The 12,103-nt window shown below is 48.6% G+C and carries 9 protein-coding genes and 1 tRNA gene; 2 read left to right on the top strand and 8 right to left on the bottom strand.

Annotated elements, in window-relative coordinates; genetic code table 11:
* Positions 1–141: 141 nt before the first annotated feature.
* Both HK11_RS00005 and HK11_RS00010 read right to left on the bottom strand, forming a co-directional pair.
* Positions 142–218, bottom strand: a tRNA-Arg gene (locus tag HK11_RS00005).
* A gap of 108 nt (positions 219–326) precedes the next feature.
* Positions 327–1,028 (bottom strand): hypothetical protein, encoded by a 702-nt coding sequence (locus tag HK11_RS00010; RefSeq protein ID WP_086553296.1) that lies wholly within the window; start codon positions 1,026–1,028, stop codon positions 327–329.
* Positions 1,029–1,246: 218 nt separating this feature from the next.
* Between HK11_RS00010 and HK11_RS00015 the strand changes: the two genes are divergently transcribed.
* Positions 1,247–1,717 (top strand): DUF1489 family protein, encoded by a 471-nt coding sequence (locus HK11_RS00015; protein WP_086553297.1) that lies wholly within the window; start codon positions 1,247–1,249, stop codon positions 1,715–1,717.
* Between the two features lie 364 nt (positions 1,718–2,081).
* On the opposite strand, the gene hemW is transcribed toward HK11_RS00015, so the two are convergent.
* The 6 genes from hemW to HK11_RS00050 all read right to left on the bottom strand — a co-directional run bounded on the left by hemW (position 2,082) and on the right by HK11_RS00050 (position 9,625).
* Positions 2,082–3,236 (bottom strand): radical SAM family heme chaperone HemW, encoded by a 1,155-nt coding sequence (gene hemW / locus HK11_RS00025; RefSeq protein WP_086553299.1) that lies wholly within the window; start codon positions 3,234–3,236, stop codon positions 2,082–2,084.
* A gap of 3 nt (positions 3,237–3,239) precedes the next feature.
* Positions 3,240–5,246 (bottom strand): potassium transporter Kup, encoded by a 2,007-nt coding sequence (locus tag HK11_RS00030; protein WP_086553300.1) that lies wholly within the window; start codon positions 5,244–5,246, stop codon positions 3,240–3,242.
* A 104-nt stretch (positions 5,247–5,350) separates the two neighbouring features.
* Entirely contained in the window at positions 5,351–6,034 is a 684-nt protein-coding gene (locus HK11_RS00035) for a YggS family pyridoxal phosphate-dependent enzyme (protein WP_086553301.1), read from the bottom strand.
* The gene (locus HK11_RS00040) at positions 6,031–7,068 is read right to left on the bottom strand and encodes an NAD(P)H-quinone oxidoreductase (RefSeq protein ID WP_369822894.1); all 1,038 of its coding nucleotides are present in this window, start codon (positions 7,066–7,068) and stop codon (positions 6,031–6,033) included. Before HK11_RS00040 ends, HK11_RS00035 begins: the two co-directional genes overlap by 4 nt.
* A gap of 10 nt (positions 7,069–7,078) precedes the next feature.
* Positions 7,079–8,122, bottom strand: a complete 1,044-nt coding sequence (locus tag HK11_RS00045) for an ornithine cyclodeaminase (RefSeq protein ID WP_086553302.1) — start codon at positions 8,120–8,122, stop codon at positions 7,079–7,081.
* Positions 8,123–8,344: 222 nt separating this feature from the next.
* On the bottom strand, positions 8,345–9,625 hold the full coding sequence (locus HK11_RS00050) for an oligogalacturonate lyase family protein (protein WP_086553303.1): 1,281 nt from the start codon (positions 9,623–9,625) through the stop codon (positions 8,345–8,347).
* Between the two features lie 146 nt (positions 9,626–9,771).
* Here HK11_RS00050 and HK11_RS00055 point away from each other — a divergent pair, with 146 nt between their 5' ends.
* Positions 9,772–12,057, top strand: coding sequence for a TonB-dependent receptor (locus tag HK11_RS00055; RefSeq protein ID WP_086553304.1), 2,286 nt, complete (start codon positions 9,772–9,774; stop codon positions 12,055–12,057).
* Positions 12,058–12,103 lie beyond the last annotated feature (46 nt).

Raw genomic sequence — 12,103 nt, forward strand, 5'->3', positions numbered from 1 at the left:
GTGATGAGATACACACGCTCTGCTGAACAGAAAAAAATGGCACAGGAAGCGATGGATAAATTCGAGAAAGTGTCTAACACAAAAACAGGAAGTGTCTAACTTCTCTATTTTTCTTTTTAAATCAAGTAGTTAACTCTTATATGGCGGACCCGAAAGGATTCGAACCTTCGACCTTCGCCTTCGGAGGGCGACGCTCTATCCAGCTGAGCTACGGGTCCACATTTTGCCTTCCTAGCGCAAAGCCTGTGCTCTGCCAAGAGGATATAATGAAAAACAAAGAATAACCCTGTGCTCCTTTTTACATCGGACCACAGGATTATAAAATATTATGGCGCGTTAGCCGGCGCAATAGCTGAAGGTATTGCTGGTGTAACCGCTTTTGTCTTCAGGTCGGGCAGAGTAGTAGCTGGCATACCTTCGACGGCTGCTCCGGCCTGAGGCGTAACGGCGGCACCCTCTCCCGTTGCAACTGGCTGCGATTTGGCAGGTTTAATCTGTGGCTGACGATATGCCTTGACCGGCCCCAGGGGATTAGAAGAAATAACCTGCATCGACGGCAGGGGACGACGAACACACCCCCTGGCAATTGTCGCACAAACACCATCAGCACCGACAATTTCGTCATTATCGCCACCATAATGCAGATCAGTCACTTTCCCGTCTGTAATACGCACATCTGCAACGCAGGTTTTTCCGGCGCCACCCAGTGCATTTTCAATAATATTGACGACACTTTGCAACGGGAAAAGAGTTGAGTCATTAGCTGATGGTATATTAAGGCCCCGGGTATATTCATAAATTTCAGACCCGTCAGGCAGCTTTTTAGTCTTATCAGGGATACCCATACAGGCCTGTAAATCACTGCTTGAAATACCGATAAGAGAGATCTGCGCTTTATGGGCCGTACGAGAGTCGTAATAACCACAACCCGATAGTGCCAGTGAAAAAACACTCGTTAGTATCACAAGAGGAGAAGCTTTAGGCCTGCTACGGAAAAGACCTGTAATGTTCAAAAGACGAACAGACATGGATAACAAAAAATTCCTTATATGTTCGAAAAAAGGGAGGATGCTGACGAAACATTCATAAAATGCTGTCTTTTCTCAGGATGTCCCTGAATTTATCATTGGTGATGATAAAACACAAACTATGCTTCTCTGGCAAAAGAGAATATCTGTCAGTGACAGGATTTTCCCCCATGTACCACAACCCTGCTAACTTACTCTGATATAAGAAGGTCCCTCTCATGCTCGGTCTCATCAAACTTGCCGTTGGTGTGTCTTCGCCTGAAGAGCTGATACAGCGCCAGAAAATGTCAGAAAACCTTTATCCACACCCGGATTATGGCCCGGTGCCGGTGGTCTATACGCGGTTTTTTCCTAAACGTGCGGATGAACTTCTGAGCGGCGGTTCATTATACCGGGTAATTGGCGGGCTGATTGTATGCCGGCAAACTATTCTTGATATTAAAAGCGGTACACGTCCCGATGGCAGAGAGAGTACACTCATATGTGTATCGCCTGAGTTAATACGCACTAACCCTATGACAATGCGTCCTTTTCAGGGGTGGCGTTACCTCGAAGGGAAAGATTGTCCACCCGACAGCGCCTTTCAGTCATGCTCTGAGCTACCAGGAACATTGCAAAAAAAACTGGTCATGTTAGGCTTAGCAAGTCTCTTCTTTTGTCTGGTATCACTAAATACCGCTATTTTATGACTAATAAGAATTAAAAAAACTGTCAAAAATAACAAGAGAGAAACAGAGTAGAAACAGACCATCTCAGAGTGACTGGTACAGACTATTTTACCGTCATAACCGGAGATATTTTCCTGATAGCTCCCTGCCGGAGCTCTTTACGCGAGAGGTTATAGTATGAACCTGTCTGTCCATAATCAATCTCCCTCCTCTGCTCTGTCCGAGCAGGCAAGAGAACGCTGGCTGAACACGCTGTCTCAGAAAGCGAAAAATCTGAACGGTCCCCAGGACCTGCATTTCGAGCGCCGCCCTCAGCGGCCGACACGCGAAAGAGATAATGTAAAGCCCTGCAAAGAGCTCTGATAATATACGTGTAAGGTGCCTTTTAACGAATCAGGGCACCAAGCAAAGCTTCCAGGCGCAGGCGGCCCTCAGCTGTGGCACGGAGATTATTGCCCTCTAAAGTAAGGTAGTTTTCTTCGCAGGCTGCGTCGAGAATAACTGAGTTCGTCGCATCAGCTAATGTAAGGCCGGTACGCTCTCTGAAGCGTGTAAGGTTCAGGCCTTCTGTGACCCGCAGCCCCATCAGCAACATCTCTCGTGCACGTTCCTGTGCAACAAGACTTTCCTTCTGTGTCTGGCCTGTACCTTTTTGCTCAACCAGCGTTGCCCATGGCTCAGGGGCACGGTGACGACGTGTCGCAAACAGATCATCACCCTCAGTAATACGCCCGTGTGCACCTGGCCCGATCCCCAGATAATCACCATAACGCCAGTATGTCAGGTTGTGTCGGCTTTCACTGCCAGGGCGGGCATAGTTCGACACCTCATATCCGGCCAGCCCAAAACGGGAGGTGACTTCTGCTGTGTGCTGATAAAGAGAAGCTGCCTCGTCTTCATCTGGCAAACTAAACTTACCTGAACGAAAAAGAGCTTCAAAACGTGTGCCCTGCTCTATTGTGAGCTGGTAAAGAGAGATGTGATCTGCCGCAAGAGTTAATGCTGTTTGCAGCTCTTCCTCCCAGTCAGCAAGTGACTGCCCTGGTCTGGCGTAAATCAGATCGAAGGTAATGCGGCTAAACAGGTTGCGGGCGATTTCGAGTGCTGCAACTGCCTGTTTTGCAGAATGCTCCCGCCCAAGGAAACGCAGAGAATCTTCATCAAGAGCCTGAATCCCTAACGAAACACGATTCACTCCGGCCTGTCTGAAGCCGTGCAGACGCCCCGCCTCAACACTGGTCGGGTTAGCCTCAAGAGTAATTTCGATATCATCTGCCGGATCAAAAAGTGAGGTCGCATCTTCAATCAACGCGGCCACATTTTCAGGCGATATGAGAGAGGGCGTGCCCCCGCCAAAGAAAACCGAGCCCAGCTTACGCCGCCCGAGGCGGCTGGCCTCGTAAGCCAGCTCAGCACGCAACGCTTTAACAAAGCGTTCCTCAGGGATCTGCTCTCTGACGTGCGAATTAAAATCGCAATAGGGGCATTTGGCCAGACAAAAAGGCCAGTGGATATAAAGAGCGAGTAGTTCAGCAGACAAGGATCAGATCGCCACTTTCACACTCAGCTGCACAGCACGGTCAGGCGGAATGCGGAAGAATTCCATGCTGGATGTTGAGTTACGTGCCATGAACATAAAGAGCCACATTCTCCACCGCGAGAGACGTGAAACAGGCGAACGGGTAATCATCTCGCGTGAGGTGAAGTAAGAGGCCTGCAGCGCATCAAAATCCACACCATTTGCTTTGAGATTTTCAAGAGCGCGCGGAATATTGGGCATTTCCATAAAGCCATAACGCAGAATAACACGATAAATATCGGGGGCCAGCTGCTCGACAGAAACACGATGGCCTCTTTCAGCTTCAGGCTGATCAAGGTTCTGCACAGTCACAAACATTACATGGTCATGCAAAATTTTATTATGACGCAGATTATGCAACAAGCACGGAGGTACAATATCAGGCGTACCCGTCATAAATACTGCCATACCCGGCACACGGATGATGCGCGACTGTGGCAGCCTGGCGATGAAGGAGCCCATGGGCAGGCTGTCCTGACGTTGCCTGCCTATGACCAGACTGCGGCCTTTTTTCCAGGTCGTCATCATCAGTGTCAGTACACAGCCAAGCAGGACCGGCACCCAGCCACCATCAGGAATTTTAAGCGCATTGGCAGAAAAGAAGGTCGTATCCAGCACCATGAAGCTGCCAAAGACAACAGCCACCCGCCAGGCAGGCCAGTTGAAATGATAACGAAAGACAACAATCGCCAGCAATGTGGTGCAGATAAACGTACCTGTAACAGCGATGCCATAAGCTGAAGCGAGACGGTCTGAACTCTGAAAAGCCAGAACCAGCAGCACCGCACCAACAGCCAGAAAACGGTTAAAGTCGGGCAGATAAATCTGCCCTTCCTCTTCAGCATTCGTGTGCGTAATACGCAGCCGCGGCATGTACCCAAGCTGAATCAGCTGGCGACAGACCGAAAAACCACCTGAAATACCAGCCTGGCTGGCAATAACGGTGGCCAGTGTGGAGAGAACAATCATAAAACCCTGCATCCAGCCCGGGCAGAGCAGGAAGAAGGGATTAGCCAGAGATTTAGGGCTTTCAATAATAAGTGCCGCCTGGCCAAAATAGTTCAGCACCAGCATAGGCAGCACAAAAAACAACCAGGCATAACGAATAGGCGCCCGACCAAAATGCCCCATATCGGCATAAAGAGCCTCAGCCCCGGTGACACAGAGCACGACAGAGCCAAGCGCCAGAAATGAGAGTCTGCCGTGGTAGAACACGAATTCAACAGCATAAACAGGCGAGAGAGCCATGAGAATGGCAGGATGATGAAGAATTTTAAGCAAACCCATCACACCAATTGTGCCAAACCAGAGGAGCATAACCGGCCCGAAAATTGTTCCTACCTTGCCGGTACCGATATACTGCACACTAAACAGGCTGATAATAACAATCACAGCGATCGGAATAACCAGATCATGCGCTGCGGGCACACTGACTTCGATACCTTCGACCGCCGATAAAACAGAAATAGCCGGAGTAATAATACCATCGCCAAAAAACAGGCAGGCTCCGACAACACCAACCAGCGCGAGCGCTGTACGAAGCTTTGGTTTTGAAATGACACGCTGCGCCAGAGAGGAGATGGCCAGAATACCACCTTCTCCGTTATGGTCAGCGCGCATAATCAGCATGACATATTTCAGGGTTACGATGAGGATCAGTGTCCAGAAGATCAGACTGGCGACCCCCATCACCTCCCACGCGGCCACCTGATGATGACCCGAAATAACCTGCACGGTAGACCGAAAGGCATAAAGCGGGCTTGTACCAATATCACCATAAACAACACCAAGCACAGACAGGAGGGCCGCAAAGCCAACCGGAGCTGCTACGTGCTGAGGTTCATCACCGGCAAATTCAGTAATATGCCGGGGCCCGGGAGGGGCTGACTGATCGTGCAGTGGCGCTGCATCGACTGACGTAGTGCCGTCAGAGGCACCATGATCAGATGAAGGGCTGGCTGGGTCGGTCATGTCAGTTTACACTCCGTATGCATGTACTTACGGGCAAGAGGTTCAGGAGCGCCTGCATAAAGGCACTTGCAGGCAAAGAGCAAGTCATTCGTGTTTTTTCTTCATCAGGGTATAGTTGGTCTGGGCCCGAAAATGGCCGTACCTACCCGCACATGTGTTGCACCCTGAGCAATCGCCTGGGGGTAGTCAGCTGACATACCCATAGAAAGAACAGGCAGTCCATGATGCAAGGCCATACTGCGAAGCAGCTGAAAATGCAAAGTCGGATCTTCATCCGCCGGGGGAATACACATCAGCCCGCACAGTTTCTCTCCGAAGCGTTTTTGACAAAGCCTGATGAAATCATCGGCCTGATCGCGGGCTATACCAAATTTTTGTGGCTCGTTACCCGTATTTACCTCAATCAGCAGCTCTGGCATACGGCCACAGGCATCAGCAGCTTTTGCCAGAGCATCAGCCAGGGCAGGACGATCAAGGCTTTCAATCCTGTCAGCCAGCTGCACAGCATCCCGGGCTTTGTTAGTCTGCAACCCACCGATGAGATGCAGCTTTATGTCAGGACTGAGTTCCCGTAATGCCGGGAATTTTGCAAATGCCTCCTGCACACGGTTTTCGCCAAATATACGCTGCCCAGCAGCAATAGCGCCAGCAATACTACTGGCGGGATGAAATTTGGAAACAGCAACAAGCTCAACATCCTCCGGATTTCGACCGGCTTTATGTGCAGCTGCGGCAATTTCAGAGCGCACCCGCTCAAGACGTTGTGCCAGCAGAGAAGATGTTGTCATGACTGAGGAGACTCTTCTGTTGTCAGAATAATCTTACCTGAATGATTACCGCTCTCCATTTCCTCATGCGCCTGCGCTGCCTGCGATAGCGGTAAAATAGTATGGATCAGAGGTGTTATTTCACCCGACACCAGAAGTGGCCAGACATACTGCTGCAATTGCTGAGCAATCTGTGCTTTTGCCTCAGGGCTTCGTTTGCGCAGGGCGCTGCCGGTAATGGTCAAACGCTGTGTCATAATACGGGTCAGGTCAGCATCCGGTGCTTTAGAGCCACTCTGAAGAGCAATGATAACCAGACGACCATCCGTTGAGAGACTGCGCAGGTTACGCTCAAGGTAGCCGCCACCCACCATATCAAGGATAATATTGACGCCTTTTTTGTCTGTTAACTCACGAAGACGTTCAGCAAAATCTTCTTCACGGTAATTAATGGCTATGGCACCAAGCTTTTCACATAAAGCACATTTTTCAGCTGTACCGGCTGTGACATAAGGTATGCCACCAAAAGATCTGACCAGCTGAATAGCCGCTGTGCCAATGCCACTGCTGCCACCATGAATGAGTACACGTGACCCTGGGGCAGGAAATGCCGGCATAAACAGATTAGACCAGACCGTAAAAAACGTTTCTGGCAGAGCTGCTGCCTCAACCGCATTAAAACCATCAGGCCAGGGCAAAGACTGGGCTGCAGGCACAAGTGCATACTCTGCATAGCCGCCACCATTTGTCAGAGCACATACCCGTGCACCGACTTCAGGCATAGTCTGACCAGGCAGAGGCTCACCGCAGGCGGCAACAATACCGGCCACCTCAAGCCCCAGACCAGGGTGTGCACCAGGTGGTGGCGGATACAGCCCTTTGCGTTGCATAACATCAGGCCGGTTTACACCGCAGGCCAGGACGCGCACCAGAATGTCACCCGGCCCGGGTTGTGGCACGGACAGAGTTTCAAAACGAATTGCGTCTGGTCCGCCCGGGGCCGGCACTGCTGCAGCCACCATTGTTGCGGGCACAGGAGGGTGAGACAAAGACATAGGCTACATCCTATTCAAAAGAACACTCTTCATCCGGTACAGAACTGTTAAGAAGCCCGAAGAGATTACGAGGGTCTTCAGGATTTGCCAGAAGATCGAGAGTTTTACAAAAAGAAGTACCGCTCACTTTATCGCGCAGATAGCGCAGAGCGGAAAAATCCTCCGTCGCGAAACCAACAGAATCAAAAATGGTAATATCACGCGCGCTGCGACGACCTTTTTTGTTACCAGCTATAATCTCCCATAGCTCGGTAACCTGAAAGTCTTCGGGCATTTGTTGCAGTTCGCCTTCAAGCCGTGTCTGTTCAGTATATTCCACAAAGACTCTGCCTCGCGTCAGAATATCAGCCTGCAGTTCGGTTTTACCGGGGCAGTCTCCGCCAACAGCATTAATATGCACACCAGCGCCGATCATATTATCGGACAGGATAGTCGCCATTTGTTTATCTGCTGTAATGGTCGTTATGATATCAGCGCCCTCAACCGCCTCCTGACTACTGGCAGCGATTGTAATAGTCAGGCCGCTGTTTTTCATATTGTCACAGAACTTCTGTGTGGCATCGGGGTCTGTGTCATATATACGCACAGTATCTATACCCAGCAGGGTTTTAAATGCAGTCGCCTGAAATTCTGACTGAGCACCCGCACCAATGATAGCCAGCACATGACTGTCAGGACGGGCCAGATGACGTGCTGCAACAGCAGAGGTTGCCGCTGTTCGCAAAGCTGTCAGAAGTGTCATTTCAGACAAAATAAGCGGATAGCCGGTTCTGACGTCAGAGAGCATACCAAAGGCGATAACGGTCTGAAGCCCGTCACGGGTGTTGCCGGGATGTCCGTTAACATATTTGAAGCTATAGAGAGCATCATCGCTGGTGGGCATAAGTTCAATGGCACCATGCTCGGAATGACTGGCAAGGCGCGGTCTCTTATCAAAAGCAGACCATCGACGAAAATCATCCTCGATATACTCAGCAAGCTCTCTGAGAACAGTTTCGATACCCTGCAGGCGAATGAGCCGAATAAGGTCGTGAACGCCAACATACTGCACCATGTTGCCTCCTGTTGCCCTGCATCATTTCGTGTCACAGAAACGCTACCATAGAAAAAAGGAGTTTTATACTTCCATACAAGGCTCTGAGCCCGTCAGTATACTCAGCTGCACCAGCCACTTTGGATAAACAGAAAACAATCGGAGGGCGTTTATGCAAAGCTTACGCCCTCCCCGCTAAATATCAGGTGGTTACCTCTGCGCTCTCCACCGGTGGAAATTTTTTCAGTCAGTACCTTCATTATGTTTTTTTACTTCAACAGCAAAAACATAAGTCGGCCCGAACATATCAGAACGGAAAATAACGTACCGGTTATCCGGAGTGAAACTGACATTAGGCTCAAGATGGTAATTATGATGTGCCATATTCACCAGATGTTCAGCCACGAAATAACCAGGACGAATAAGATTTTTCCCCAGCGTATGATCATCTTTCACCAGTTTCGGATGGAACAGATAAATCCACTTTGCATCAGGTGCATTACTACCATCTCCGGCAAACAGTTTACCGTCAGAGGACAAATTAAAATGAATTGAAGCCTGCTGCGGCTCATAGTGGAACCATGTTCTGCTTCCATTCTCAACATTATACCCTGCAACAAACGAATTAACACCTAATGGCATATGCAGGTCATACCAGATGTTTTTACCGCTTTTGTCCCACCACTGATGGCCACTGCCCTCCATTTGCATAATACGTGGGTCGATATGGGTATTTTCTGAACCATCAGTGCGAATAGTCCAGAGCTTATCAACCTGCTGCCAGGCACCCTGATGGGCATACATCAAAAGGGTCGGATCAGAGGGTGAAAACTGCAAATGATCTATCCAGTCCGTACTGGCAAAAACGGGTTTAATCTGACCATTATGCAAATCGACAGTAAAAATAATCATTGGCAACTTTGCAGCAAACCGTCTGGCCATTTTCTCTTTCTTATTTAATGGCTCTGTAACCGTATTTTTGTGTGCGATCTGCCCTGCCTGGCGCCCGTTATAGTCTTCTCCGTCACCGACGATATAGCTGCCGGCTCCCAGCGTTTCATCAGCATTAATTGAAAAAACACCCGACCGGCGTGGCAGATCTGCAATTTTCTGCTGTTTGCCTGTATTAATGTCCGCTTTCCACAAAGAGGCATACTGCGGATCATTCTCTTTCCCCTTAAAATAATAAACAACGGGGGATTTATGACCAACAACAACAGCACCCGGCCCACCACCAACCGGCCCTTTGACCAGAGGTCTGGCCTTTAGACTAGTGAGATCAATCACACCTATACCACGATCAGGCGTGGTATAAATCATCTGCTTCCCATCAGGTGTGTACGTATTGATATTAAAATAAAGACTCGATGAGCCAGGATCATCTGTCACGCGGATAACACGGTGCCCTGTATCAGGGTCTACCCATGATTTTGGTGGAGCTTTCTCGTCTGCACAGGCCAGTGCCGGAAGCAGGAGAAAGGGCAGCCCCCCTCTGAGAATACACAAAAAATATGAAGAGAACATCACTCTGACTTTCATTTAACACTAAAATTTATCGTATATTTTTTATAAAATAACATCATCTAAAGTTTATTTAACTATAATGTACATAGATATCGTGGAATCAGATGATTTAGGAATTTTAATGACAATTTTGTGGTGGTTTTTTTATGTTGCGAAAAGGGATAGTTATTAATTTTGTACTGACAACCGCTTTGCTCAGCACAAATTCATGGGCTGAAAGCGCTCAGACCGGGCAACCATTACGGCATAAAAACGCCAGTAAATTCCATAAAAGAGAAGCACTGAAAGAATCTCTTGAGGTTATTGGCAACAAGGTACGCAAAGATCCTCAGCGCGCGACGTCCTCTTCTTACCATTTTTCAGGAAAAGAGCTGGTTAGCCAGAGAATTAACACACTTGAAGACCTTCAGCAGCTGGCACCAAGCCTGAATATTGATGCGGCTGACCCTTTTAACAGCAGTATTTCTATACGCGGCATGGGTGATGGCGGTGGTCAGACAGGCGGTGAGACAAACGTCGGTATGCCCAGCAGTGTCGGGCTGTTTCTTGACGGTGTTTACCTGAGCCGTCCGTCAATGATGTCACACGGGTTTAACGACCTGGAATCAATAGACGTATATAACGGAGCCACACAGGGGACTTTATACCCCGCCAACGTCACGGCTGGCGTCATTGATATTAAAACGCGTATGCCCTCTGCCACACCGCGCAATGAAGCTTTATTCTCCTACGGTAGCTACGGGTATATGCAGGCCTCAGCTTTAACATCAGGCAGAATTCTGAAAAACTTATTTGGCAGCATCAGCTATAACCATACAGCACAGGGCGGTTTTATTAAAAATGTTCGCTATGGCAACAACGTCAACGGGTATCATGGCGATAGTGTCAGAGTGCAGCTTGCTTACAGACCGGGTAAAAGATTCCACTTCAGACTGATCGCAGATTACAGTGCTGAACGGGAAACTCCGACACCGGTTTTTTATAAAAGCATTACTGTCGATGGGAAAAACGAATTCCAGGATATGTCATCCAAATTTGGCAACCATATCGTTACTGGCCGCAAAACTGATATTGACTACCAGAACTATGACACAACGCAGCAATTTGGTGTTTCACCTCAGCTGAGCTGGCGTTTTGCAGGAGGGTGGAAGTTCTCATCCATAAGCTCGTTCCGCTATTTTGATACAAATCCGGTTATGGCCGACCCATACAGCATTAATGTCTATTATAATTCGGGCACGAATGTACGTGACCGGACATGGTATGAAAACCTTCGTTTTGACTCCCCTCAATGGAAGACTATTAACTTTGCTGCGGGCTTTGCCTACTCGGGTGAAAGTCTGAATACTAATGCCATTACACGATACAGCGCTGACAGTGCTGGTGCATGGTATGGTAATAAACTGTATAACGGCCTGGATGTTTATCGCTACGGCTCACTCCGCGATGATTATTATTCGTTTTATGCGCAGGCTACGGCACATCCGATTAAAAAAGTCACAATGAAATTTGGCTTTCGTGAAGGTATCGACGATAAAAGCGGTACGTTCCGCCGGTTAAACAAAAGTCCGTTTTACTCTGGTGTGCTAAGCAAAACGACAGCCTTACCCTCAGCAATGGTCAATATTGATTATGACCCTGACAGCCTGACAAAATTTTACGTTGCACTTGCCTATGGCATGAAAGCCGGAGCGCTGAATATTTCATCCGGCTCAGCCGGAAAAGCAGGCTTTGGCAGCCTGTATATCAAACCTGAAACAACTGAAAGTATTGAAGTCGGTCTTCACAAAGAAATTCCGGTTGCCAGGCTTGATTTCAAAATTGATTATTTTAATGCTCTGGTTAAGAATTTTCAGACCCAGGGGTACGACCCGACAACACAGCAGACCTATTTAACCAATGCGGGTGACTACAGGTCGCGCGGGGTTGAATATACTATGAACTGGCACCCCCTTAAAGGGCTGATGATTACACCCAATATTTTGTATAATGACACAAAATATCTGACATACGACAACGCCAGGTGCATGCCCGAGGTTTCGATGCAAAGTCAGCCTCCGAAATCATGCAGTCTGAACGGCAAACCTGTATTCAGGGCACCTAAACTCTCATTGAGTGTGCTTGGGCGGTATGACTATACCCTCAATGATACATCCTCAGTGTACGCCACAGTGCGTTACTCTTATCGCACAGCAACATTTGCAACGGTTGATGACTCTCCCTCAGCCAAGATACCGGCTTACGGCCTGCTGAATTTTTCTCTTGGGTACAAAATTAAGGTGCATAATACGGCTATCGATACCTCTGTATGGGTAAATAATGTTCTGAACAAAACATATTATCGCAGCCTGCGTGAGGGAGATTATGGCTCTGTATTCGGCTGGCTGGGTACACCACGCATCATCGGTGGCACGGTAAGTGTGCATTTCTGAAAAACCAGGCAGCTCATTTTCTATTCTTATAAGACGGAGACAGGTA

This window comes from Acetobacter sp. DmW_043 (assembly GCF_002153485.1).
Lineage (GTDB): Bacteria > Pseudomonadota > Alphaproteobacteria > Acetobacterales > Acetobacteraceae > Acetobacter > Acetobacter thailandicus.